This is a genomic window from Pseudomonas sp. FSL R10-1350, from assembly GCF_009600525.1.
GTDB lineage: Bacteria > Pseudomonadota > Gammaproteobacteria > Pseudomonadales > Pseudomonadaceae > Aquipseudomonas > Aquipseudomonas helleri.
The window spans coordinates 18,538-43,184 of sequence record NZ_WIVR01000014.1; the positions used below are offsets into that span (position 1 = coordinate 18,538).

Sequence of the window (24,647 nt, forward strand, 5' to 3'; positions counted from 1 at the left end):
TACCCTATTCCTGACTATAATTAGAAAAGTTATGTTTTATGAGGGAGCAACATGGATTTCCAGCTCATAGAGCAGATTGTGAATGGTGCTCGTAGAAAGCTGCTGGTGCAAGACTGCATCCCGGTTTACTACCCCAATCTTTACATCACCATGGAGCACTCCGGCAGAGCACTGGAAACAACAAAGAAGTACCTTGAGCATCTGATTGTGCTTGAGCAGTTTCTGTCCTTTTCCTCCATTGATCTGATTTCTCGCCTCGAACAGCGCCCTCACAGCCAATACCTGACAGACAGTGAGCTTTCTAGATTTGTGTCGGACGCGGGGTTTCGCAAGGAAACCTTGGCCATGAAGTATGCGGGGATACGTTTACATCCGACTGCATACAGATCCGTTGGCAAAGCCCATGCGCAGCAGCGAATCGAAGCGGTACGCGACTATCTGGGCTTCCTCTATGACAAGTTGGGTGATCACTCAACACGATATGAGGCGGTGGACGATCTGAAGAAGCGCATCAACCGCAAGATCACAGCGGCCAGACCGGCATGGAAAAAAACGCGAATGCACGAGATAAAGGGGCTCACGAGTCAGGAGCGAACTCGATTGCTGGAAATCATGCATCCGAATAGCGCCGAGAACCCCTTTTCAGATGGCGCAATCAGGCTGCGTAACTACATCATTTTGCTGTTGGGACTCGACATGGGGCTGCGACGCTCAGAGATGCTGCTGATCAAGACCAGCGATATTCACTGGCACAGTCGTCAACTGGCGGTGGTCAACCTGGAGGATGAGAGCCTCGATCCGCGAACGATGGCTCCGCAATTCAAAACCCACGAGCGCATGTTGGTGATGACCGATGAACTCTATGGCGCGATCACTGAGTACGAATCGAAATATCGCCAAAGAAGGCCCCGTAGCGGCACATCGCAAGCGAGGAAGCATCCGTTTTTGCTGGTGGCGCACAAGCGAAATGAGGGCGGGCCTCTGACCATCAAGGCAATCGATGGCGTTCTGTCCAGGGTTCGAGAAATAGCGCCGGAACTGGCTCATGTGCACCCGCATATTCTCAGGCATGACGCGGTCTACACGATGCTGGAAAGCATGCGTGAGGAGCTGGCAGCGTTCACGCCGGAGGATCGCACCACGCAAGTTCAAAAGACCCTCACATGGATGTTCGGCTGGAGTCCCGAATCGAACATGCCCGGCCTCTACGGCGCGAAGTTCTGGAAGGAGGAGGCAGACAAAGCGATACAGAAACGGGCCGAGCGGTTTAAGGCCAATCGTCAGAAAGCCGGCACGACACCAGGAGGTTCAGCGTGAACATCGCCGTCGAAGCACTTCAGGCACCCACGAAGGACAGCCTCGATGTATGGCTGGGCGCGCCTCGCTTGCCGAAATGTGGGGAGGTGTTCACACCCGCAGAACCGATGTGGAAACCGGATAAATCGGCCAGACTCTCAGTGAACTGGGAAGCGGCCCTTGCCTGCGTCTCGCCGGATTGGCAGCCCTGGTTGCACGCCGCCCTGGCGTATCGAATGGCCGATCAGGCAGCGGACTCGGTTGCTCAGCTCGCCAGTGTGTTGTCGCGGGCTGCTCAGGCCGGGCTTGACCCGCTCAACGAGAATCACCTGATCGCTCTGCGGGAGCGCTTTAACGGGAACGAATCCAGTACTCTCGGCGCTTTCATGGCCTTTTGGCACGACTGCGAATCCCTCGAACAACGTCCGCCGCGACCCCTGATCGAGGCCTACCAGGCACTGCCCAGGAAAAAGGGTTCCAGCAAGGATGTGGTCCTCAGCCTGGCCCCCGAAGAAGGCCCGTTCACGCAGGTGGAGCAGGACGCGCTGCACCAATGGATACATGAGCAGTTCTGTCACGGTCAGCTAGATCCCGAGCAGTACCTGTATCTGCGCCTGTTGATGATTTACGGGCAGCGTGGCGCTCAGGTACGCATGATGGTTTTTGGTGATTTCACGAAAACCGACCAGGGCTGCAAGGTCAGGTTTCATTGGGCAAAGCAAAAAGACGACGAGGCGGGTTGGCGAACAAAGTCCGAAACCTTCAGTCTGGATGAGGACCTCTACAACACCGTGCAGGCTTACAAGGACATGGTTCTGGCGCAACTCTGGCAAACCTATCCAGACGGTGCCGACTGGAATGCAGCCATTGAGAATGTGCCGCTCTTTCGTCGGAAGCTGGATGATGAGGCAGAATTTTCGGAGCGGCTTGCCCCCCCTGTTTTGCTGGATAGCCCCCTGCAAAAAGCCCTCGAAGAGGCACCGCAGCCGATCTTTCATGTTGGATCAGCCACGGTTCGGAGATGGCATGAGCGAATCGAGCGGATGGAGGGCTTTCCGATTTCGCCTCGCACCCATCAGCCGCTGAAAGTGACACGGGGACACCGGTTCAGGCACACCCTCGGCACGGACCTGTCCAATGCGGGGCTGGACGAGTGGTCGATGGCCCGCGCATTGATGCACAAAAATACTCAGACAGTGCGAAAGTACCGCCAGGTGTCGGCTGAACTGCTGGCGTTGATCGACGCGAAGATGAGCGACCATCTGGCCTTGGTTGTGAATGCGTTCACCGGGATCATCGTCACGGATCGCACCTCAGCAAAGAACGGGGATCGAGCGGATCGACAAATCGAGGATGTGGCAGTGTGCGGTGCCATTGCCACCTGCCATCTCGATGCCCCCTTCACTTGTTATCCCTGCGGAAAATTCCAACCCCTGCTGGACGCCGATCACGGCGCGGTTCTGGAGCGGTTGGAGCGTCGTCGGGCGCAAACCCTTGCCACGGATAAAACGACCGGCGTGCTCTGGGATCGGGCCATTCTGGCGTGCCGCAAGGTGATTCTGGATTGTGAGGCCATGCGCCAATCAGGGAGGAAAGGCGAGTGACCGAAGCGTTTGATTCTGAGCCGACGAACAATATTGTCGATTTTAAGCCCAGGAGCCAACTGGCTGCGGAGGCTCAGCTCGCGGCGTTTATCCAATGGGCAAAACAGACCCTGCCCAAAGGCATTCCCAATCGCGTGCACGAGAGTATTTGCTGGGAAGACGGCAGTTGGCACGAGCATGGCCTCAAAAGCTGTAGCTTCACGGCACTGGGATCGACCAGAGTTGCCCCGAAGGCGATACAGGCACCCTTCACGGAGTTTGCCAAGGCCATCATGGTGTACCGGCGGGTGTATTTGCAGAAAAAGGCTGTTGGAGAGTGGCTGGATGCCCTGAAGGTGCTGGAAGCCGCCCTGTTCGAGTTGACCGGCACGCGGGATGTGACGCAGGTGTCCGCCGCTGTCTGTGATAAAGCGTGCGAGCACCTGAACCGTCACTGGGCAAAAGGCGACACCGCATACCGTTCCGGGCTGGCACTTGCGGCCCTCATCACCCTGATGCGGGCCAAAAAACTGCTCAAGACCGATTTTCGGTGGACCTCTCCGCTGACGCTGAAGCCCCGTGGCACACTCAAGCAACAAAAAGCGGATCGGGAACAGAAGCTGCCCAGGCCCGAAGCGATCAAAGCGCTCGGGGAGATGTTCAATAACGAATTGACACGCCCGCTCGATATCGTTGTGACATCCGCCTGTGCGCTGTTGCTGAGCGCCCCGAGTCGTGTGGGTGAATTGGCGGATGTTGAATTGGATTGCCTAGTGTTCAAAGAGGACACCCAGGGTAAGGGGCGCCTGTTCCTGCGCTGGTATGCGGAAAAGATAAACCAGGTCACGCTGAAGCCCGTCGTTAAGCCCGAGATGGAGCCGGTCATCGAGAGGGTCATCACCTTACTGCAACCGATCACCGATGAGGCGCGGGCTTACGCCGCCTGGCTGGAAGACCATCCCGATGAGTTCCCGCCCCATGAAGGGCTGCCCCCCAAGGGACCTGATGAACCGCTCACCTGTGCCGAAGCCTGTGCCGCGCTGAAACTCTCCAGTCGTGAGAACGCTTGGCGATCCCAATTCAATGCCAACTTCCTCAAACCCCTGGAGCAGAAAAAGGCGCTCAGCCCCGCCGCCCGAGACCTGTTGGCCGAAATCCGTGAAGGATGGGATACCAGCACAGGGAAGCAGATCCGCGCCAAGGGCAAGCTCCAGGGTGTTGAGTTTGACGACCGGTGTGTGATCACGCTGCGCAAGCTCAATGTGCTGTTGCGGGAGAAGTATCTCCCGAAGGATTTTCCATACACCACTCCGTACACGCAGGGTAAAGCACGGGTGAAGTATCGTGATGCCTTGTTCACCGTGCGCACGGGAGCGCTGGCTGAAGACTCAGGCCACATTGCTGTGACACACGGGTTTGGTGTAGAGATCGCGGTGAGCACTATCCGAATGGCTGTGGAATTAGGCGGTTCGAACAACCCGGTAAGGAAAAGTCTGTTCGAGCGCCATGGATACCCCGGTGTCAAGGTCAACACGCACGCGTTTCGGCACGAATTGAACACGCGGATGCACCAGGCCGGTCTGTCGCAGCTGCTGATTGACGCCTTCTCCGGGCGCACGACGATGGGATCGGTCTACAACCACGAGACCATCGAGGAACGCACTCAAGGGGTTGCGGCGTACCACCCCAAAACCAAGCAGAGCACAGCGACTCAGCGTCTGGAGAAGGTCAAAACCAATCAGCCGCTGAGCCTGATTGAGGTGATGGAACTGCGCGAGGGTGAGCAGGACCGCATTATCCATCAAACCCATCTCGGCGTTTGTGTGCACAACTTCGCGTCCGAGCCCTGCCCGAAAATGGGCGCTTGTCTGGACTGCGGGCGGCTTGGCTGCGTCAAGGGGGATGAGGTGAAGTTGGCCAACCTCAAGGAAGAAAGCGACGACCTCAAACGCCGCCTCGATAAAGCCCTGGATGCACGGTCTCGGGGTGTGTTTGGGGCATCGGAGTCGGCCAAAAAACTGGGTGAGAAGCTCTTTAAGTGCGAGGCGCTAATCCAAATGCTGGAAAACTCCGAACTCGAAAACGGTGACATTGTGTGGAACGCCGATAACGGTTGGACGCTGACCAAAAATGCCGCCGCAATGTCGGGGCTGATCGAGGTCAAAGTCATTGAAGAGAACCAGGCGCAAGAGGCGTTGTCATCGTTGGATGACGTCTTAGCTTTGCTTGATGAGATCGAGGGTTAACGATGGGGCATTTAACGCCAAAGGATGAGAAACGCATCATTAAGCTGATTGAGGAATGGTCAGAGCCGAAGCTGACCTGGCCTTTGCTCGTTGAGGCCTGCAAAGAAAAACTGGGTATCAGTCGTGCTCGCCAGTCCCTGATGAATCTACCTGCCGTGGATTTAGCGATGAAGAATTGCAAGGCGGCATTGAAGGCTCAGAAGCTGAAACCGGGCTGGATTAGCGATATTCAGGCAGCCAACGAGCACATTGAGAAACTGACAGCAAACAATCAGAAGCTGTTAGCTGCTGTTCGAGATATGCATAGCCGTTTTTTGATCTGGCAAGCCAATGCCGATATGCATGGGCTAACGCAATCAATGTTGGAGCGGCCGGTTTCACAGCTTCAAAAGAAGACATGATTGCGCAATAGCGCGTACTGACCAGCCGTTCGCATTCCAGCTGACTTGGAGTTGACCATCTTCACATCTGTCGTTTGGTCAACGACCTCGTAGTGTCGACCAACAGTTACCGTCACGATGTCTCCTGCCCAAGAAACTTTATAGCAATCAGCCCCCTCCCAAGAGATTCCTGATTCGTGGCCGGCTGCTAAGGACTGTTACCCTCCATAAGCTCGCAAATCGCGATCTGCGGAGAAAATTATCTCAGTCACTTTTAGGTTGCTGTGATCGCGTGAGTGGTGGGTGCTGTAACTGACTCCTCCCGCAACCTTGAACAGATACCCTTCGACCTCACCTTTATTGTCTTGAGCAACACCTACCTCAATCAGTGGCTCCATTTTCCAGTTGTCACCTCCTCGTAGATGGCCAGGAGACATCAGGTGTGCTTGGCCGAACCATGAGCGTTCATCCAACTCCGAAAGCATCTGTTGAAGTATCGGCACCGTTGGGACCATCAACATGCTGCCCACGATGTCGTCGCCATAATCCCTCACCAATTCGATGTAGAACCAGGGATGGTGTACCTCCAGCTCAACGAACTGCCAGTAGCTGGCGACGCCACCACCGAAAACGGCTGCAGGGCTGAGCTCTGCATGTCTATACGTTTTGAACATTGAAAAAACCCCAAAAATATTAACAATAGTTAATGGATGTCTGACGTTCAAGACGGCTTCATCATTCCTTTTATGGGAATGAAAAAAATGGAGCTGAAACAGGCATTTGGTAAGGCGTTGAGACAGATGAGGAAGTCTCGTCATCTCAGCCAGGAAGACTTCGCGGGGCATAGCAGCCAGACTTACCTGAGCCAATTGGAAGGCGGCGGAAAGGGCCCTACGCTTGAAATGGTTCAAGCGCTGGCCGCTGCCATGGGTGTACATCCTTTGACGATTTTGACGCAGTGTTACCTTTTTATGGACGAAACCGTCACGCTGGACTCAATGATGGATCGAATTCGAACGGAAATTATTGGGCCTTCACCCCGATAAGCTGTCTTGGTGTGGGCGCTTCCGGCCCTACCATCACTCGCATGGGCCGCAGCAAGGGCTGAGCTATCCTGTGCGGTGTGACTATGGTGCGCGGTGCGTAATTCGGCGGCTGCTGATAGTAATGATTACTGACATTGAGGAGATGGAATGAAAGGCCGGCGCAAAATCAAAACCCGTAAATGGCATGATGCCGCTCAAATGGAAGCGGAAGCCCGAGAGCTGCTACAGAAGAGGTCTGAAAAACGAGGGAGGTTACTCGAAATCGCCGTGCAGAAAGGTAGGGAAATAGAACCGATTGGCAGGCTGTGCGGTTAAACGGTGACATCTTCGAGATGTAATCTATGAATGATTTGCAGATAGTTGCGTTAAGCCCTAGCGCCCCAATTGCGTGCTGGAGCATGGTTCACAGGTGCTTCGCGGGGCGGTCCGAGCAGGTTCTGATGATAGCAACGCGGGTATTTGGAACGCGCAAGCATGCCGAACGCTGGTTGCGTGATCCGGCCTACGGGCTAGGATGGCAAGTCCCATGCGATATGTTGTCGACGCGTTTAGGTTATGAAGATGTGGATAGGTTATTGAATCAGATTGAACATGGCGTTTACGTCTAACATCCTTATGATTGGCGTTGCCCTGTGGAGGTGTTGTCGAATCCTGAACTCGGCTTGTCTATGATGACCGACTGTGGCAGCCGGCAAACGCATAGCCCTAACATTTATTTCAAAGTCCTATGGGATTCCCCATCCCTTCGTCATTGCCGAGTCCTTATCGCATTCACCAGAGCAACGCTCGCCCGATGGTCAGCCCTAGGCTTTGTACGAAAAGTATTGCCGCATGCAACGTAGGCTGCAGGCCAAGGTGACCATGGCTGCAAAGCTCTTGGCCAGCTTGTCATAGCGAGTGCCGATCCTGCGATTTTCTTTCAGCCAGCCAAACATCCGCTCAATGATGTTCCGTTGCCGGTATTTGGGCCGGTCAAACAGTCGGGGCAAGCCAGGTCGAGGTTTGCGCGGCATAGCGCGCAATGGGATTACCGGCTGCATTCGATAACGGTCGCAGTACTGGCGCAGGTGCTCGGCATCGTATCCCTTGTCAGCCAGCAACCACCGGCTACGTTTGCGCGGTCGTCCTGGCTTGCCAGCAATTTTTACAGCATCCAGCAGCGGCTGAGCGTGGGAGACATCACTGGCTTGTCCTGGTGAAAGCCTGAAATGCAATGGCACGCCATTGGCATCGCACCCCATGTGAATCTTGGTAGTCAGACCGCCTCGACTGCGCCCGAAGGCATGGTCTAACGGTTCTTCAGGCCCCCTTTTTCCCGGCGCCTGAAGAGGCTCGGGTTGCTCGTACTGCGGTGGAGTCGATCATCCAGGTGTCCAAGTCGATCAGTCCTTCCCGGTTCAGCCGAATATGCAGACGCTCCAGTACTCGCTCGAATGTGCCGTCGTCGCGCCAGTCACGAAAACGCTGATACACCGTTGACCAAGGCCCAAAGCGTTCAGGCAGGTCGCGCCAGGGAGCGCCCGAGCACAGGATCCACAGAATTCCGTGGAGAACCTGACGATCATCGTTGCGAGGACGGCCCATTTTCTGTTCTGGAGAAACCAAATCCTTGATCAGCTCCCATGACGCATCAGAAAGTTCGTAACGCCTTGCCATACGGGCCTCCAACCGGTCATGGCGGCAATTTTAGCCACAACGACTTTTCGTACAAAACCTAATTCGCACTGGCAGGGGGACTTCAACCGAAGTCACCAGTGTCAGATAATGGTTGCAGCTGAGAACCATGGCTTAGCGTACAAACATCTCAGTGCTCTGTGATTTCCCTTTATTTCGCATGACCCGTTAGTCACGCCCTATGGCATAATGCCATTATTGCTCATGGAGACTCATCTTGCGCTCGAACCTGCCTGTCACAACCGTTGAACAAATATTTCCAGTCCAGCAGCGATTGATCTCTGCTACGGATACGAATGGGAATATTTCCTATGTGAATGACGAGTTTATGAGAATAAGTGGCTATTCTCGTGAAGAGTTGTTGGGCAGTCCGCACAATTTGGTTCGTCATCCCGACATGCCTCCAGCTGTTTTCGGGCTGATGTGGGGCTATCTGAAGGCTGGCAAAAGCTGGATGGGTATCATCAAGAATCGCTGCAAGAATGGTGACTTCTATTGGGTCAGTGCGTATGTGACACCTATTCTCGAAGATGGCCGCTTAACAGGCTACGAGTCCGTTAGAGTCAAGCCGACTCGGGAGCAAATTGATCGCGCACAAAAGCTGTATGACCGGTTGCGTGCAGGTAAAAATTCCATTCCCCAAAATCGTCATTATGCGGCATTCATGAGGAGGATGGTCTTACCTACAACTGCGGCTGCGTTGGCAATAGGTGCGGCTAGCGTGCTGCCAAGCCTGGCAGCACAAGCGGTAACTGCCGTGCTCTTTCTCGTTACAGGATGGTGGTCCTATACGCGGCTGGAACATCAGTTGAGTCATATCATGAAATGCGCCCCTGACGCTTTTTCAGATCCGATTAGCGCCATCACTTACAGCGATACGTATGGCCCTTCAGCGCAGTTGGAAATGATATTGATTAGTGAGGATGCACGCCTTAAAACCGCACTGACTCGGCTAAGCGATCTGGCCAGCCAAGTGGCTGAAGCCGCTGCGCATTCCTCCTTACTCTCGAACCAAACTGAAAATGCCTTGCTGGAGCAGCGAGCGGAAACGGACATGACGGCAGCCGCCATGACGGAGATGGCGGCCTCAATCAACGAAGTGGCAGGGCATGTTCAAAAAACCGCCATGGAAGCGCAAGCAGCAAATGAACTGGCTGAACAAGGTGATAAAGTCGCCGGTACTTCCCGTGAGGCCATTCAGTTGCTGGCCAGTACCGTCACGAATATCAGCACTGCTGTGGATTACCTTGCCAATGAAACCCAGCAAATTATGGCTGCTGCGGGGGTGATTCAAGCCATTGCTGATCAAACCAACCTACTCGCTCTCAACGCTGCAATTGAAGCGGCTAGGGCTGGTGAGCAGGGTCGTGGTTTTGCGGTAGTAGCTGATGAAGTCCGGGCCTTGGCCGCTAAAACCCGCGTATCGACTCAACAAATTCAAAACGTCATTGAAACCCTTAAAAAAGGCGCAGATGAGGCTGTGAGCATTGCCAAACTCGGTATTCGCGAGGCCGACCACGGTGTACAGCAAGTTATAGAGGCGCAGTGTGCTCTCCAAGGCATTCGCGATGCTGTTGAACGGATCAGTGGTATGAGCCAGCAAATGGCAGCCGCTTCAGAAGAGCAGGCTAGTGTCGCTGAAGATATTGCTCGGCAGATTAATAACGTAGCGGGAACGGTTGAGAGAACAGCGAAGAATGCTAACTCCGCCGTGATTCGTGGCCGCGAACTTGAAAGTACATCCCGTGGTTTAAACTCGTTGGTTGAACGGTTCAACAGGTAGTGACCTTATGACTATTTTGGTGAATTAGGTTTATATATGAGTGCAAGATACCGTGCAGCGGTGGATGCGGCAGCTATTTTCTCGGAAACCGATAAATCCGGAATAATCACCTATGTCAATGAACAGTTCTGTGATATTTCTGGCTATAGCGCACAGGAGTTGATTGGGCAAAACCACCGCATACTAAACTCAGGGCAGCATCCCCCTGAGTTCTTTATTGATATGTGGAAAAAAGTTTCACGTGGGCAGGTATGGAAAGGTGAAATTTGCAACCGTAAAAAGGATGGCAGCCTGTATTGGGTAGAGAGCACCATTGTACCCATGTACGATGATGCCAGCCAGCGGGGGCAGAAATACGTTTCCATTCGTTTCGATGTGACCGAAAAGCGGAAGTTTCTGGAAACCTTGCAATGGCAGGCTGAGCACGACGAGCTGACGGGTCTTCCAAATCGTTTTTTGCTGTCCAAAGCGCTTGATCAGGCTATTGTCAAAGCAAAGAGCCAGCCCAGCACGGTTGCCGTGGGCGTGCTTGATCTCGATGGGTTTAAGCAGATTAACGACCGCTATGGCCACGAGATAGGTGATCGTCTGTTAGTGGCGGTGGCTGATCGCCTGAAACATAGTATGCGTATCGAAGATACCGTAGCCCGTTTGGGAGGCGATGAGTTCGTGCTGATTTTGGGTGTGCGGGATCCCAAGGTGTTGGAAAGCGCCCTGCAGAGGCTTTTAGCTGCCCTTTCCGCCGTCTACATCATCGATGGCATAGGCATTAATATTTCCGTCAGTATCGGTGTGACGCTCTATCCAAACGATAATGAGAGTGCCGATACACTGCTACGTCATGCTGATCAGGCTATGTATAAGGCCAAACAAAGTGGCCGTAACTGTTTCCATTTGTTTGATGTATCAAAAGATAAGATGGATAAATCAGCTTTTGATACCGTAATACGGGTTCGCCAAGCGTTACATGATGGTGAGTTATGCTTGCATTATCAACCAAAAATAAGTTTGAGCAGTGGGGCAGTGATTGGTTTTGAAGCACTATTGCGTTGGCAGCATCCGCGAGATGGACTTATATTACCGCAGTATTTTATACCGTTGATTGAGCAGAGCGATCTGATCGTGGAGATCGGCGAGTGGGTCATAGATCAGGCGCTCAGTCAAATAGAACAATGGGCGGACTTGGGTCATTCGTGGTCTGTGAGTGTAAACATTGCAGCATTACATTTGAAAAAAGAAAACTTTGTAAAGTCCCTAAAGTTTTTGCTGGACAGCCACCCTAATGTTTTGCCGCAGATGTTGGATATTGAGATTACCGAATCAGTGGTGATAGAACACTTATCACATGTCACTCAGTGCCTCATTGCTTGCCAGGATCTGGGTGTGACATTTTCGTTGGACGATTTTGGAACTGGGTATTCATCGCTGAGCTACCTTAAACAACTGCCCACGCAGTCAATCAAGATAGACAAATCTTTTATACGCGACATACTCATCGATAAAGACAGCTTGGGGCTGACTAAGGCGATCATCGGCCTAGCGAAATCGTTTAACCGCGAGGTTATTGCTGAAGGGGTGGAAACGGTTGAGCACGGAGTGTTGCTGATGAACCTAGGTTGTGATGTAGCGCAAGGCTATGGTATTGCGAAACCCATGCCGGTAGAAAAAGTGCCATCTTGGGTGGCGAAGTTTGTCCCTGCTCATTTATCTAGAGGGGGTAATAGATAAACCGCACCGTCCACGAACTGATTGCGTCGTCGCAACCTAGTGGATTGAGCGGTTAATTCATTTATCCACCGGTAACGATATACTGTGCGTCCAATGCCATGGATTGGTTATGCGCATGGCTCGACCGACTTTCCCCATTCGCTCGAAATATATTTTTTATGATACACTATCCCAGCTGTTTTTTTCTGGAACAACGAAATAATTAATATTATCATAAACAACAAATCGATAATAATAAAGAGGATCATATATGTCGGATCAAGAGTTAATACTAGAGCAACTCCGTAACGTGAATTATGATAAGTTAAGCAAACAAGATATCGTAACAATGCTAGATGCAGGGGAACAGACTCTAGAAAATATGGCAGCATCAAGAAAAACTGCCGTTGATATAATAGCAGAGGCAATGAACCAAACAAAGAATACGCTTGAGGCACTTGATTATTCTGGAAAGGTAGAAGCTGAAATCAGGAAAAATCTCAGCATACTGAGAGAGCTACTGATGACTGGCGATCTATAGCCCCCTAGACTGGGCGAATTAGGTTTTGTACGAAAAGTCGTTGTGGCTAAAATTGCCGCCATGACCGGTTGGAGGCCCGTATGGCAAGGCGTTACGAACTTTCTGATGCGTCATGGGAGCTGATCAAGGATTTGGTTTCTCCAGAACAGAAAATGGGCCGTCCTCGCAACGATGATCGTCAGGTTCTCCACGGAATTCTGTGGATCCTGTGCTCGGGCGCTCCCTGGCGCGACCTGCCTGAACGCTTTGGGCCTTGGTCAACGGTGTATCAGCGTTTTCGTGACTGGCGCGACGACGGCACATTCGAGCGAGTACTGGAGCGTCTGCATATTCGGCTGAACCGGGAAGGACTGATCGACTTGGACACCTGGATGATCGACTCCACCGCAGTACGAGCAACCCGAGCCTCTTCAGGCGCCGGGAAAAAGGGGGGCCTGAAGAACCGTTAGACCATGCCTTCGGGCGCAGTCGAGGCGGTCTGACCACCAAGATTCACATGGTGTGCGATGCCAATGGCGTGCCATTGCATTTCAGGCTTTCACCAGGACAAGCCAGTGATGTCTCCCACGCTCAGCCGCTGCTGGATGCTGTAAAAATTGCTGGCAAGCCAGGACGACCGCGTAAACGTAGCCGGTGGTTGCTGGCTGACAAGGGATACGATGCCGAGCACCTGCGCCAGTACTGCGACCGTTACCGAATGCAGCCGGTAATCCCATTGCGCGCTATGCCGCGCAAGCCTCGACCTGGCTTGCCCCGACTGTTTGACCGGCCCAAATACCGGCAACGGAACATCATTGAGCGGATGTTTGGCTGGCTGAAAGAAAATCGCAGGATCGGCACTCGCTATGACAAGCTGGCCAAGAGCTTTGCAGCCATGGTCACCTTGGCCTGCAGCCTACGTTGCATGCGGCAATACTTTTCGTACAAAGCCTAATCAGACCTCTCCCCCAAGCGTTGATAGCGTCGCTCGAACGCCTCCGCGCCTCCCTCCATCACTTGCGTTCCACCTGGGCAAGTTCTTCATCAGACAGGGCACTGGCCGTTTTGAGGTGCTCAAGACGATCTGCCATCTCTAGCAGCGGTTGTTTCCAGTACCAGCTCTCCCAGATCATCTTGTGAGCCCTCTTAAGTCACTTCGATTTCTTGATCAAATAGCTGCTGACCGAGGCGCACAGGCCAACTACGAGCTCTGCGTCTTCGAAAGACGGCTCACGCCCCTCTTGGATGTGCCGCCCGAACTCCGAGGCATACGCCCAGGTTTTGATGACAGCCTGATCCAATGGCGCTGGAATCAGAGTTCGGGAATCATTCATGATCTTCCCGAGGGTCGCTTGTTGGTCACCAGTGACCTGCCGAGCGACACACTCCAGCGAAGCCATGGCATGCTGTATTGCCCCCGTCGGGTCTGGAGACGGTCGGCGTGAGAGATCAGCAATCGCCTGGTGCAATTCCTTGCTGGCCGTGACGTGCCCATGTTGATGCTCAGTTTCTTTCGCCGAGGTCAAAACCTGCTCAAAGGATTCAGAACCACGGATTTCGATGCGACCTTCCAGCAGCTTCCACCCTATGCCGTGCTCTATAAAGAACTCGTTCAGCTCAGTAGTGAAGTGCTCGTACACGCCAGAGTCATAGTTACGGTTGCCGAGGTAATCATCGAGCCGCTCAATGACGTCATACACCTTGAACCACTTGCACTGCTCAAGCCGCCGAACGTTTTCCTCGTGGATATTGGGCCTCTCACTCCAGTTCTGTTTGTCGGGCAAGACCTTCAATGTCTGGCAGATTATTTGGCGCAGGTCTGATGGCTTGAGACCACATTCGTAGCTCAATTGAATCAGATACTCCTGCAGCGCTTGCGGTGCGTCTTCCCGGACAGTGATTTCGGCTTCATCGACCTGCGAGAAACCGTGACGCCTTGAAAATGAGTCCTTCACCTTACCCCCCGCCTAACCTAGTCCACTGGCAAATCGCCAAAGCGATCTGGCGCGATAATGCCTGACATTCCGGGCTTGGGATAGATAACGGGGATCGACGCTTGACTTGGCCTGAAGACTACGCACTCACCCGCAGCAATCGATTCAAGCCACGACCTTTGAGGAGCGGCCTCAGGTCTGGCCCGAGGGATTCTCGGCGAGGGCATCAGATTCAGTAAGGCCGAGGAGCAACTGGCGCAGTCAATCATTTACAACACCATCAATATTGAGAGGATGCGGTACAGAACCTGCGACGTCTGGCCAAACTTGCATCTCAAGGGCCACCTTCTACGGGATAGGTGCGCCTGCACGAAGCAAAAACCTCAAACTAACCCATTAACAGAGCAGCAAAGGTCAACGAAGGGCCGAGAAACCACTCAATGTGGTTATTAGGTTCTCCGGTGGTGGTCCTGCCTGAGCTCCGGCGAGCTGAAAATCCGATTTTTTCAACAGAATCGACCCATAGCGGCCCTTTGTGAGGGGGCAGAAACCGGCCAAAAGCAGCCGCTCAAAGTTATCTAGGAAAGCCGGGGCGATTCAAACTCCATTTGTTTAAAACGTCGCTTTGATCTGTAAGCCCACGGCCAAAGCGTTGCCTCTTTTTTTGCCGGAGAACGCTCCAGGCTCAATGTAGTACTGCAGGTCAGGACGCAGCAGCAGCCAAGGGGTGACCTGCGCGCCATAGTTAAGCTCAATCATCTGCTCGCCATTGTCGAGGTTGGCAATCATCTCGTATTCGCCGAAGCTGGTCGCCGCCGCTTCTTGTACATCACGCGTACGGGAGTTGAGCACGGCCCGGCCATAACCCAAAGCAATGCTGTCATGCGGGCGGCTGGCAAAAGGCTTTTGCTTAACCAGGCCGACCGAGTACCAGCGACGCATTGGTGAGGTGGCTGCGTTGCTGGTGGCTGCCTGGCCGAAGAGGCGTAGCACCCTTTCAGGGTCTTGTTCATCCCTCCAGATTGCCTGGTCCATCAACACGTAAGCCCCGGTGCGATTGCTGCTTTTTTCTGTGCTGCCAATTTTTTGCGAGTTAGAGCTGTCGTAGTACCAGCCGACTTTGTATTGGCCATTGAGAAAGGCGTTATTATTGAAGATGGCTTCCAGAGGCAGAATGGCCCCGGTGGAGTCGTGGCTGGGCATGGAAAACGCTTCAGAGGGAAGGCTGTTGTGCTCTGGGTTGACCTGGAATACCGCGGTTTGCAGCGTCAGTGAGTCGTTGACGTCGTAACGCAACTCTCCACCCCAGTGGGCCGTCGGGTAGTTGCCCCACCCGCTGCCGCTGGACATGGTCAATGGGTGTGCACAAAAGCCGGCGCTCACAAAGTTGGTCAGGATCGGCATGCCACCAAAATCGGTGCCCATCACCATGTAACCGATTTTGGCAGACACGTCCGGAGAAAACAGATTGCGCTGGTAACTGAACTCGGTCAGTCGCGTGTATTCGCCACCGTAGTTTTCTTGCGCAGAAAGGCGGTTGCCGAGCAAGTCTTCCGTGGCGCTGTGGCCGCGACGGTCGTTAACCAGAATTTGCACAAATCCAGCGTCCGGGGTGTCCAGCAGTTTACTCAGATCAAACTTGGCGCCCACGCGTATTTGTTGCGCATAGCGCGTACCTCGCTTGATCCCGCCATGCAAGTTGGAAATCGTTTCAGAGCTGTAGTCACCGGTCAGTGTGATGCCCTTGTCCACCAGTTTTTGGCGCTCCCCCCCCCAATCGCCGGTTAGTGTAGAACGACTCATCAGGTCGGAAGTGTCAGCCAGTGCTGAAGTCGGGCTCAAGATACACAGCGACAAACCGCTGCACAGGCTGGTGGTCAGCAGCGCGCGGAAAGAAAAAAACATTGGGGTGTGCTCCGTTGCAAAAAATTTTGGTGTATCGCTCAACGACACGCTGGCACGGCAGGAAACTGGCCCGCTTTAGCTTTTCTGGCCTGATACCGTCTTGAGAACTGCGGTGTCATAACCTGAACCCGGGCCGAGTTGATCCCTCCTTGGCTGTGCAAGAGGGTGTCCATGAGCGGGTATATGACGGGGGTGCGGGTGCTCGAAACCGTTCGGATGTTCGCTTCACATGACTAACAGGCCCTGAAAGTGGCAGGGCTGGTGAATGTCATCCCGTGTGAGCCGTAAGGCTAAGTTTATGTCGATATTTTTTTCAGATAAATCCAGGGAACTAAGAAACATTATTGGGGAGACAGTAATAATCGCGGTGGCGATATCCGGCCTTTCGCTTGCAGAAACGGCGATCGTTAGTGTTCAGCGCTTATTGCTTTTGAGGTCACTCGCACGTCAAAAAGAAGAGAAAACATTTGGGACTTCAACCCCCCTCCTTACCATGGATTATTACTGTTTCACCAACAATGTTTCTCAAACCTTTGGATTTATCCCAAGAAGCACCTGTATAAACTAGCTCAGAGTCTTCAGCTCACTCTCGGAACGTCGAGCCAGCAGTGCCCGGACAAACACCTTCCCGCGTTTCGTAGAGCCTTCGGCATATTCATTGCGACTGCAGCAACCTGCTACACTGATTGCCGGTGCTCGCTTGCTGTCGGCAGGGCGGTAGTTCTGATTCCAACACCTGCCATGCCCAGTCCTGTTCGGGTTGAACTGAACATTTGACCCAGCTGTTCGCACAGCGTGCGGGCAGTTTTGTATTCACCCATAGAGCATTCACTAAATGACGAATGACCAACCATCTCAAACTTCAAGACGCTCAATGAGCACTATCGCGAGGGTACTCTTTTCCCTATTTGTATTTGCCGTGGCACTAGCTTTGATTTATGGCGGGGTCAAACTAGTGGCGCTGGACGGGTCAAGTTATTACTTGATCGCAGGCTTGACTTATCTCGTACTGGCGGCACTATTTCTGTTTCGCAAGCGTTCGGGTATTACTCTCTCTGTTGCCATATTCCTTGCGACCTGTGCCTGGGCCTTTTATGAAGTGGGTCAGTTCAGCTATTGGGAACTGCTTCCACGCTTGGTCATTCCTGCCATCATCCTGACACTCAGCCTGTGGGTCGGCGCCGCATTGCCGGACACGTCCTTGAGCACCCGGCGCGCCGCTAACCGGTTCGGGTTTGCCGTATTCCTGGCACTGGTCGCGACATTTATTGCTGCGTTCTACCCGCACGGCGGGATCTCGAACCCGGTCGCCGCCACTGACGCACCCAAGGCAGAAGAGCCCTCCAACGTCCCTGAAAACTGGGAGTTCTTTGGGCGTAATGCCTCGGGAACACGGTTTGCTCCTTACACGCAAATCACCTCGGACAACGTCAAGGACCTGCAGGTTGCCTGGACCTACAGAACAGGTCGTCGCACCACAGGTGCCGGCGCGGGTGTAGATGAAAATACACCGTTGCAGATCGGCAATGTTCTGTACTCGTGCACACCGGAAAACCTGATTACCGCCCTGGACGGTGATACCGGGACCCCGCTCTGGAAATTCGATCCCAAAGCCAAAAGCGAAGAGCACGTGACTTGCCGCGGCGTGGGTTATTACGACATCGATAAAGACGACAGCCTAAGCGCTGAAGTCAAGGCGTCATATGGCAATGAGCAGCAGTGCCGCCAGCGTATACTGGTGTCGTCTGTGGATGCCCGTTTGTTTGCGGTTGATGCGCATACCGGCACCCTGTGCCCGAGCTTTGGCGACAACGGTTATGTCGATCTCAAGAAAGGCATGGGCCCGACTGAAAACAGCAAGCGCTATCACCCCACCTCGCTGCCGGTTGTCATGGGCCACCTCACCGTGGTCGGCGGCTGGGTACGGGACATTGTGGCGGGCGAACCTTCCGGTGCCGTACGCGCATTCGACGTTCTGACAGGTGCGTTGGTGTGGGCCTGGGATGTAGGTGCACCCGAGGGCAAGAACGCAGTGGCAGACGATCATCAGTTCGCTCTGGAGACGCCTAACGTCTGGACAATTCCGACCTACGATAAAGAGTTGAATCTGGTCTACCTGCCTACGGGCAATGGCCCGCCCGACTACTGGGGTGGTGATCGCAACCAGGTTAAAGAAAAGTTTGGTACGGCCGTTGTTGCAGTCGATGCATCAACCGGTAAAGCCAAATGGGTTTATCAGATCGTTCACCACGACGTCTGGGACTATGACCTGCCTTCGCAGCCTGTGCTCTATGACATCAAAAACGCCCAGGGCGAGAAGACTCCGGTCTTGATCCAGACCAGCAAGACAGGCAACATTTTTGTGCTGGATCGCCGTACCGGCAAGCCGGTTACAGAAGTTGAAGAGCGTGCGGTTCCTACCTCTCCAGCAGCAGAAGGCGAGCACCTGTCGCCTACCCAACCGTTCTCGGTCGGGATGCCGACCATTGGTGTCGACCCGCTGACCGAGAAGTCGATGTGGGGCGTGACAACTTTCGACCAACTGTATTGCCGGATCATGTTCAAAGACTCCGTCTACCTGGGTCCGTTTACACCGCCAAGTGAAAAACCGTACATCGAATGGCCTGGCTTGCTGGGCGGTATGAACTGGGGTGGTATCTCCATCGACGAAAACACCGGCATGATGTTCGTCAATGACATGCGCATGCCGCTGCGGATGTCACTAGTCAAAAAGGAAGACACCAAGAAGTTCAACGTGTCGACCGATGAAGTCCCGGGTTTCATGGGAACCATTCGCCCACAAGTCGCCGGTATCTATGGCGGGGTGAAAATCGACATTCTGCAGTCGCCACTGGGCGTACCGTGCAACACACCTCCCTTCGGCAGCATGAGCGCCATTGACCTCAACACCCAGAAACTGGTCTGGCAGGTTCCGTTGGGCACCGTCCAGGACACTGGCCCTCTGGGGATCAAAACGCACATGCCAATCCCGCTGGGCATGCCAACACTGGGTGGCCCGACCTCAACGGCATCTGGCCTGGTGTTCTTCGCCGGCACCCAGGACTACTACCTGCGAGCGCTGGATTCGGCCACCGGTAAAGAAGTCTGGAAAGCCCGCCTGCCGGTTGGCGCGGTTGCAGCCCCGCTGATCTACAAATCACCCAATACCGGGAAGCAGTACGTAGTCATCTCCGCAGGTGGCATGAGCCACTCGCCTGATGTCGGTGACTACATCATTGCCTATGCATTGCCGGACAGCATCATCCAGAAATAACCTCTTAATTGACGTTAACTCAAATGGCCCGCCTGCTCTCCAACAGGTGGGCTTTTTTGTTCTATACCAGTTGTTGTTCGGCTTCGGCCTAAATAACGCATTAAATTTTGTGCTTGTTACGAGAAGAGGACTTCGACTGATCTCATAGGTCCGGTAGTCTGCTTTCGGCCCAGGCTGTGTAAAAACGTTTTTCGGTGCGAAAGTTACTCAAAACCAGACTGGAAACCGCGCTTCTACCCCAAATCCACATCTGCTGATGTGCTGATGAATTTCAGATTTAACGCAGAAGCGCGCACTTCGAATTTGGCGACTCGTTTTTACACACTCTGGGCCATAAGCAGTCGCTCAAATGTTTCTACGAAACCAGGGGCGATTCAATCCGAATGAATCGCCCCTTGATTGTAGGCATACCCAATCGTCCGCTTTTGGCCGATTTCTGCCTGTCACGAAAGGCTGCAATCGGCCGATTCTGTTGAAAAAGTCGGTTTTCTCAAACTGCCGGAACATTGATCGGTGAAAGCGCCTTTTTAGCACGCTGCTACGTGAAATCTAAGCCCGAAAACCTCTGCAAAGATTCAAGATTTCAATCTCAGATGCGCTCTTTTTTGACCCGAAAACCGAAGCCGACTTTTTCAACACAATCGGCCATAAGCGGTCATACTTAGTTGTCTCCGAAACCCGGGGCGGTAGTGCGGTTCACCACCCGTAGAATACCCTACAACTCCGTTTGCTAGAGAGTCAGGGCAGATCTGCGTAGTAGTCGAAGGTTTCTTGGCTGCCCCCTGTAGTGGTCAACTAATCCCGGACACGACGTTAAGTTTTTTCTCGGCCTGAGCCGGTGGCAGCCCACCATTAAATTGGTGCGGTCGAATCCAGTTGTACCAGTGCATCAAAAAATGGCTGATATCCCGCTGAGCTTGTTGGGCCGTCGTGTAGCCAGTGTTCGGTATCCACTCGGTTTTCAGGCTCCTGAACACCCGCTCCATCGGCGCATTATCCCAACAATTTCCTCGCCGGCTCATGCTCTGACGCATGCGATATGTAACCGTCCGGCCAAGTCACCTACCGAACTCCAGCATTAAGGACGATGGTGTCCGCGTTTTTTTAAGCGAGCGCGCTCACCCTTATCGCCAGGATTTCCATGCGCCAACGTAGCTCTTATCCCAAACCGTTCAAAGCCCAGGTCGTCCAGAAAGCGCAATGCGGCAAGGTGTGATTGCGGGACGCTTACCACCAATAAGCGGAAAGCCCAAAATAGTGGTTGCGCGGCCATTTACGGTTAACATTTTCTGAGTGTTCGGCGCACATTTTAAGAAAATCTTGGCGCGGTTAAGAAAAACTTGCCTACGACAGGGGAAAAAATGGGAAATCTAGTGGGGTACGCCCATTTGATCAATGCGATGGAGTTACCCACTGGCACGGCAGCAACTGTCTAACTTCAATGGCCATCTGTGTGTAAGCGTCCGGCAAATACACGTTTAACGGCTACCAACGTAGGTGCCTGAAATTTTCTGTTCAAGTCACTGGCCATACCATTGCGCATCGATTTCCCGGAGTGAATCCGTGCTTGTACTCCTCGTGCAGAATCGCCGCTAACCTTTGATCCAAATCTGTGCTGGTATCAGCCTTGAATCCCATCCGCGAGTAAAATGGTGCATTCCAAGGCACGTTTTTGAACGTGGTAAGCGTTACGAAACGCAGTCTTTTTGAGCGAGCATAATCCTTCGCGGCCTCAACCAGACTTCGCCCCAAACCTTGTCCTTGCATTGATCGCATGACCGATAATTCGAAAATGTGAAGATCGTCACCGTGGCGCTCAGCGCTGAGAAATCCTTGCGGCCGATTTTCGACATCAAGGGCAACCCAGCATGTCGATAGAGCGATGAGCTGGCGGTGTCGCTCAATGGACATGGGAGGCGAATCAGCCAGCCAGCTCAAGTCCTCAATCATGCGGAATGCTTGCGCAGCGGAGGTTTCAATGGCGGGCAAGAGTTGTGCATCTTCCGGTACAGCATAGCGAATGGTTGCGGACATATGACGCCTTTAGTGAGGAGGGTGAATCGTAAGTACGCCGTTGCACGATTCAGGCAGATACCCACTGATGCGGCAGTAGTTGCTCAATCTCACTCGCTCGCTGCGTCGGCAACCGCGTCAGCACATCTTTGAGATAGGCATACGGATCATGCCCATTCATGCGCGCTGACTGGATCAAGCTCATGATCTCCGCCGCCCGTTTTCCGCTGCGAAGCGAGCCGGCAAACAACCAGTTGGAGCGTCCGAGTGCCCACGGTCTGATTTGATTTTCCACCCGGTTGTTGTCAAAGGGCACAGCCCCATCTTCCAAGTAGCGCGTCAGCGCTACCCAGCGTTTAAGGCTGTAATCCAAGGCTTTGGCCGTTGCTGATCCGTTGGGCACAAGATCGCGCTGGGTCAACATCCAGTTGTGCAGTGCTTTCGCTAACGGCGCTGCTTTTTCTTTCCGTATTCGCCAGCGATCTTCATCACCCATGTCCCGCGCCTTGCGTTCCACTTCGTACAGGCCGCCAATCGAGTGCAGTGCCTGTTCTGCCAACTGACTTTTATTCGCTACGTGCAGATCGAAGAACTTGCGGCGGGCGTGGGCCATGCAGCCGATTTCGGTCATGCCTTTTTCGAAGCCAGCCTTGTAACCAGCAAAGTCGTCGCACACCAGCTTGCCATTCCAGGAGCCAAGGAAGTTACGCGCATGCTCACCGGCACGGCTCGGGCTAAAGTCATAGACCACGGCCTTGAGGGCCGAAAACGGCGTGGTGCAGTAAGCCCAGACATAAGCACGGTGAGTTTTCTTCTGTCCGGGGGCAAGCATCTGCACCGGCGTCTCGTCGGCGTGGACGACTCGCTGCGCCAGGACAGCTTCTCGCAAGGCATCAACCAGCGGCTGAAGCTGTACACCGGTCTGCCCGACCCATTGGGCCAGCGTTGAGCGAGGGATCGCTAAACCGGCGCGCCCGAAGATTTTCTCCTGCCGATACAGCGGCAAGTGGTCAGCGAACTTCGCCACCATCACATGGGCCAGCAGGCCTGCGGTTGGGATGCCCTTGTCGATCACGTAGACTGGCACCGGCGCCTGGATCAATGCTTCGCACTGACGACAGGCCCATTTCCCACGTACATGTTGCTCGAAGGTGAACACGCCCGGTGTGTAATCGAGCTTCTCGCTGACGTCCTCGCCGATGCGCTGGAGTTGGCAGCCGCAGGAGCACTGAGTGTTTTCCGGTTCGTGATGAATGATAGTGCGTGGAAACTGTGGCGGCAGCGGTGCGCGCTTTGGTTTTTGGCGCGCCTCTTCTGGAGCCGGAACCGGCTGGAGTGCCGTCAGCTCAGCGGCGATAGCCTCAAGATCAGTGTTAAGCAGGTCGTTGAGCAAGCTGCCTTGTTCAGGACTGATCTGTTCGCTGCGCTTGGCAAACCGGTGCCGCTTGAGGATCGCGATTTCGTGGGTCAGCTGTCCGATAATTGTTTCATCGCGGTGAATCTTTCTGCCCATGGTGTCGACCTTCGACAGCAACTGCGCAGCGAGAGTGCGCAGTTGGTGGGGGTCATTTGGTCGAGGTTGGGCAAGGAAGTCATGGCGTGGATTTTACCAAAGCAGACCACCTACGGCAGCAGATTCAGCGTTAATTACAGCCTTTTTAAAGGATCGTGATTGCACCACCAGCCCCTACGCGCTGCCACGGCAGGCCCAGCACCAAAGCCTGAAGTTGCTCGGCATCCAGTTCCAGCTCGCAACCTTGTCGAATGCCTGGCCAGTGGAATTTTCCTTGGTTCAACCGCCGTGCCGCCAACCAAACACCAATCCCGTCATGAACCAGCACTTTCATGCGATTGGCCCGGCGATTGGCAAACAGATAAGCGCAGTGCGGCTTCGCCGCACCGAACACCGCAATCACCCTGGCCAATGCGGTCTCGGTACCCGGTCGTTACCCGACTCGAGGGCGTTCGACGCCCCCCCCAAAAAAAACCGCTCTATGTCAGTAGTTTCGGGGTAGATGTTTATTCAGGCTTTCAGCAAAAAATCCCCAATTTCGTGGATCTCCGTGCTGGACTACAACGCCCCATCCACTCATATTGGCAAAGTGCCGGCCCAGCCGACATCTTCATCAACCAAGGAGTAAGCAATGAAGTTCAACTTCTACAACGTCGACCAGACCGCTACTTTTCTGATCAAGAATGAGTCTACTTTTGAAAAGAGCTACCCGCTGCAGGCAAATGCGGTTCAGTTTCTCAAAAACGCGGCAGTTAAGAAATTCGAGACGCATTGCGGCCCAATGCAATCGCCGATGAATATCGCTGACGGCGTACTGCAAAACGTATGGCGAGGAGCTGGCGTTACGTTCCAAAGCGTTAGCAATACCAATGCACCGACGGATAACGTCACCCTCACCGTCAAAACCAGCCTGCCTGACAGCTCGATCATCGAGGTCTGTTTCTGGGTTATGCCGTAGCCTTAAGATGAAGAGTTTCGTGAACGCAGCCCGGCCAGTTAATACGGGTGCGGGTTTTGCATAGAGTCACATAGCTCTTCCTACCCCGTGGCATTATTCGCGGGGTGGGAAATCAGTAAACTGGAGATGCCACTCCATGGAATCGAAAATGCAAAGCAGATCCAGCTTGTGAGCGAGCATCAGGGCGAGTCGCTTCTGTGGATGAACACCATCTGTAGGCGCTGATGCGGAATTGCCCCACCTTCTGGGGCGAGACTGCCCCAACATAAACAGGTATATAGCCAGCACAAACGGCCAAAGCCTTGAAGGCTGCCTGGGTCAGCGATTTCTCAGCAGTTGGATCAATTCCTCATCAGCGCCTACAGCAAGTGTCTTGTAGGTAAGGTGGGTGTAGGTTTTAGTCGGTCCGGACACTGGGGGGGAGTGTGAAGTGGAGGTTTGATTGGCCGTATGATCGTCAGCAAACGACCCAAAGCTGCCATGCCGGCGGGGAGTTAACGACCAGAAAGGACTGCTGATTATCTACAAAATCAGGGCCTCTTCAGTCATCCTCACTTAGCCTTTCGTCAGGGAATTTGACCATCGCTAGGAAGTCTTTATTCAGCATCTGATAGGCCGTATTGATCTGTACCCGAACGGATTCATCGATACTCAGCAAGTCGACGCGACCATTAGGCAGCGTGCGTACGGCTAGCACGTCTTCCTCGGCATCTAGCCCTTCTGCGAAATGCATCAATCCCAAACGCATTTGCTCCTGATAGAGATGCATGCGCTCTTCAAATTCCACCCGGGTTTCGGGTCGGGTCATAGTCGTC

At 53.7% G+C, this 24,647-nt stretch carries 18 protein-coding genes and 4 pseudogenes; 13 read left to right on the forward strand and 9 right to left on the reverse strand.

What is annotated here, in order from left to right; all coding sequences use genetic code 11:
- Positions 1 to 51: 51 nt before the first annotated feature.
- The 4 genes from GHO25_RS09195 to GHO25_RS09210 are packed head-to-tail and all read left to right on the forward strand — an operon-like array spanning position 52 to position 5,526.
- Complete coding sequence (locus GHO25_RS09195) at positions 52 to 1,317, forward strand: site-specific integrase (RefSeq protein WP_153390630.1); 1,266 nt, start codon at positions 52 to 54, stop codon at positions 1,315 to 1,317.
- Entirely contained in the window at positions 1,314 to 2,900 is a 1,587-nt protein-coding gene (locus GHO25_RS09200) for a tyrosine-type recombinase/integrase (RefSeq protein ID WP_178110038.1), read from the forward strand. Before GHO25_RS09195 ends, GHO25_RS09200 begins: the two co-directional genes overlap by 4 nt.
- On the forward strand, positions 2,897 to 5,125 hold the full coding sequence (locus tag GHO25_RS09205) for a hypothetical protein (protein ID WP_178110039.1): 2,229 nt from the start codon (positions 2,897 to 2,899) through the stop codon (positions 5,123 to 5,125). The genes GHO25_RS09200 and GHO25_RS09205 overlap by 4 nt, the downstream gene beginning before the upstream one ends.
- 2 nt (positions 5,126 to 5,127) lie before the next feature.
- Positions 5,128 to 5,526 carry a hypothetical protein gene (locus tag GHO25_RS09210; protein ID WP_016779401.1) on the forward strand — a complete coding sequence of 133 codons (399 nt, stop codon included), beginning with the start codon at positions 5,128 to 5,130 and terminating at the stop codon, positions 5,524 to 5,526.
- A 197-nt stretch (positions 5,527 to 5,723) separates the two neighbouring features.
- On the opposite strand, the gene GHO25_RS09215 is transcribed toward GHO25_RS09210, so the two are convergent.
- Positions 5,724 to 6,230: a hypothetical protein gene (locus tag GHO25_RS09215; protein WP_256677190.1), complete on the reverse strand. Its 507-nt coding sequence runs from the start codon at positions 6,228 to 6,230 to the stop codon at positions 5,724 to 5,726.
- On the opposite strand from GHO25_RS09215, the gene GHO25_RS09220 reads away from it, so the two are divergent.
- Both GHO25_RS09220 and GHO25_RS26870 read left to right on the forward strand, forming a co-directional pair.
- Positions 6,216 to 6,551, forward strand: coding sequence for a helix-turn-helix domain-containing protein (locus GHO25_RS09220; protein ID WP_082158071.1), 336 nt, complete (start codon positions 6,216 to 6,218; stop codon positions 6,549 to 6,551). The genes GHO25_RS09215 and GHO25_RS09220 overlap by 15 nt on opposite strands.
- Positions 6,552 to 6,991: 440 nt before the next feature.
- Positions 6,992 to 7,159, forward strand: a complete 168-nt coding sequence (locus GHO25_RS26870) for an antitoxin Xre/MbcA/ParS toxin-binding domain-containing protein (RefSeq protein WP_372240930.1) — start codon at positions 6,992 to 6,994, stop codon at positions 7,157 to 7,159.
- A 195-nt stretch (positions 7,160 to 7,354) separates the two neighbouring features.
- Here GHO25_RS26870 and GHO25_RS09230 read toward each other — a convergent pair.
- Positions 7,355 to 8,207, reverse strand: a protein-coding gene (locus GHO25_RS09230) for an IS5 family transposase (protein ID WP_153390632.1) whose coding sequence is annotated in 2 segments (ribosomal slippage) — positions 7,355 to 7,852 and positions 7,854 to 8,207 — 852 coding nt in all. Because the reading frame shifts where the segments join, the coding sequence is not laid out codon by codon here.
- 346 nt (positions 8,208 to 8,553) lie between these two features.
- Between GHO25_RS09230 and GHO25_RS26875 the strand changes: the two are divergent.
- The 5 genes and pseudogenes from GHO25_RS26875 to GHO25_RS09250 all read left to right on the forward strand — a co-directional run.
- Positions 8,554 to 8,721 (forward strand): annotated as a pseudogene (locus GHO25_RS26875) (PAS domain-containing protein); the annotation flags it as partial.
- Positions 8,722 to 8,898: 177 nt separating this feature from the next.
- Positions 8,899 to 10,008, forward strand: coding sequence for a methyl-accepting chemotaxis protein (locus tag GHO25_RS09235; protein WP_372240931.1), 1,110 nt, complete (start codon positions 8,899 to 8,901; stop codon positions 10,006 to 10,008).
- Between the two features lie 36 nt (positions 10,009 to 10,044).
- Positions 10,045 to 11,736 (forward strand): bifunctional diguanylate cyclase/phosphodiesterase, encoded by a 1,692-nt coding sequence (locus GHO25_RS09240; RefSeq protein ID WP_153390634.1) that lies wholly within the window; start codon positions 10,045 to 10,047, stop codon positions 11,734 to 11,736.
- A 250-nt stretch (positions 11,737 to 11,986) separates the two neighbouring features.
- On the forward strand, positions 11,987 to 12,256 hold the full coding sequence (locus GHO25_RS09245) for a hypothetical protein (RefSeq protein ID WP_153390635.1): 270 nt from the start codon (positions 11,987 to 11,989) through the stop codon (positions 12,254 to 12,256).
- Positions 12,257 to 12,336: 80 nt separating this feature from the next.
- Positions 12,337 to 13,190 (forward strand): IS5 family transposase gene (locus GHO25_RS09250; protein ID WP_153390636.1). Its coding sequence is split into 2 segments (ribosomal slippage): positions 12,337 to 12,690 and positions 12,693 to 13,190, totalling 852 coding nucleotides; the frame shifts between segments, so codons are not numbered across the junction.
- A 196-nt stretch (positions 13,191 to 13,386) separates the two neighbouring features.
- Here GHO25_RS09250 and GHO25_RS09255 read toward each other — a convergent pair.
- Both GHO25_RS09255 and GHO25_RS09260 read right to left on the reverse strand, forming a co-directional pair.
- Complete coding sequence (locus tag GHO25_RS09255) at positions 13,387 to 14,190, reverse strand: AbiJ-NTD4 domain-containing protein (RefSeq protein WP_169869560.1); 804 nt, start codon at positions 14,188 to 14,190, stop codon at positions 13,387 to 13,389.
- 591 nt (positions 14,191 to 14,781) lie between these two features.
- Positions 14,782 to 16,074, reverse strand: coding sequence for a carbohydrate porin (locus GHO25_RS09260; protein WP_047292077.1), 1,293 nt, complete (start codon positions 16,072 to 16,074; stop codon positions 14,782 to 14,784).
- Between the two features lie 874 nt (positions 16,075 to 16,948).
- On the opposite strand from GHO25_RS09260, the gene GHO25_RS09265 reads away from it, so the two are divergent.
- The gene (locus GHO25_RS09265; RefSeq protein WP_088500413.1) at positions 16,949 to 19,348 is read left to right on the forward strand and encodes a membrane-bound PQQ-dependent dehydrogenase, glucose/quinate/shikimate family; all 2,400 of its coding nucleotides are present in this window, start codon (positions 16,949 to 16,951) and stop codon (positions 19,346 to 19,348) included.
- A gap of 791 nt (positions 19,349 to 20,139) precedes the next feature.
- Here the strand turns inward: GHO25_RS09265 and GHO25_RS09270 are convergent.
- The 4 genes and pseudogenes from GHO25_RS09270 to tnpB all read right to left on the reverse strand — a co-directional run.
- Positions 20,140 to 20,388: pseudogene (locus tag GHO25_RS09270) on the reverse strand (integrase core domain-containing protein); the annotation flags it as partial.
- A gap of 475 nt (positions 20,389 to 20,863) precedes the next feature.
- Positions 20,864 to 21,382 (reverse strand): GNAT family N-acetyltransferase, encoded by a 519-nt coding sequence (locus tag GHO25_RS09275; RefSeq protein WP_153390637.1) that lies wholly within the window; start codon positions 21,380 to 21,382, stop codon positions 20,864 to 20,866.
- A gap of 49 nt (positions 21,383 to 21,431) precedes the next feature.
- A pseudogene (locus tag GHO25_RS09280) lies at positions 21,432 to 22,957 on the reverse strand (IS66 family transposase).
- Between the two features lie 62 nt (positions 22,958 to 23,019).
- Positions 23,020 to 23,295 (reverse strand): annotated as a pseudogene (gene tnpB / locus GHO25_RS09285) (IS66 family insertion sequence element accessory protein TnpB); the annotation flags it as partial.
- A 210-nt stretch (positions 23,296 to 23,505) separates the two neighbouring features.
- On the opposite strand from tnpB, the gene GHO25_RS09290 reads away from it, so the two are divergent.
- Positions 23,506 to 23,832 (forward strand): hypothetical protein, encoded by a 327-nt coding sequence (locus GHO25_RS09290; RefSeq protein ID WP_153390640.1) that lies wholly within the window; start codon positions 23,506 to 23,508, stop codon positions 23,830 to 23,832.
- Positions 23,833 to 24,373: 541 nt separating this feature from the next.
- On the opposite strand, the gene avs1c is transcribed toward GHO25_RS09290, so the two are convergent.
- Positions 24,374 to 24,640, reverse strand: a complete 267-nt coding sequence (gene avs1c / locus GHO25_RS09295) for an AVAST type 1 anti-phage system protein Avs1c (protein ID WP_178110040.1) — start codon at positions 24,638 to 24,640, stop codon at positions 24,374 to 24,376.
- Positions 24,641 to 24,647 lie beyond the last annotated feature (7 nt).

Coding starts and splice junctions, on each gene's coding strand:
- GHO25_RS09275 (WP_153390637.1), bottom strand. CDS start 21,382: ATGTCCGCAACCATTCGCTATGCTGTACCGGAAGATGCACAACTCTTG.
- GHO25_RS09220 (WP_082158071.1), top strand. CDS start 6,216: ATGTCTGACGTTCAAGACGGCTTCATCATTCCTTTTATGGGAATGAAA.
- GHO25_RS09245 (WP_153390635.1), top strand. CDS start 11,987: ATGTCGGATCAAGAGTTAATACTAGAGCAACTCCGTAACGTGAATTAT.
- GHO25_RS09210 (WP_016779401.1), top strand. CDS start 5,128: ATGGGGCATTTAACGCCAAAGGATGAGAAACGCATCATTAAGCTGATT.
- GHO25_RS26870 (WP_372240930.1), top strand. CDS start 6,992: ATGATAGCAACGCGGGTATTTGGAACGCGCAAGCATGCCGAACGCTGG.
- GHO25_RS09235 (WP_372240931.1), top strand. CDS start 8,899: ATGGTCTTACCTACAACTGCGGCTGCGTTGGCAATAGGTGCGGCTAGC.
- GHO25_RS09265 (WP_088500413.1), top strand. CDS start 16,949: ATGAGCACTATCGCGAGGGTACTCTTTTCCCTATTTGTATTTGCCGTG.
- GHO25_RS09260 (WP_047292077.1), bottom strand. CDS start 16,074: ATGTTTTTTTCTTTCCGCGCGCTGCTGACCACCAGCCTGTGCAGCGGT.
- GHO25_RS09195 (WP_153390630.1), top strand. CDS start 52: ATGGATTTCCAGCTCATAGAGCAGATTGTGAATGGTGCTCGTAGAAAG.
- avs1c (WP_178110040.1), bottom strand. CDS start 24,640: ATGACCCGACCCGAAACCCGGGTGGAATTTGAAGAGCGCATGCATCTC.
- GHO25_RS09290 (WP_153390640.1), top strand. CDS start 23,506: ATGAAGTTCAACTTCTACAACGTCGACCAGACCGCTACTTTTCTGATC.
- GHO25_RS09240 (WP_153390634.1), top strand. CDS start 10,045: ATGAGTGCAAGATACCGTGCAGCGGTGGATGCGGCAGCTATTTTCTCG.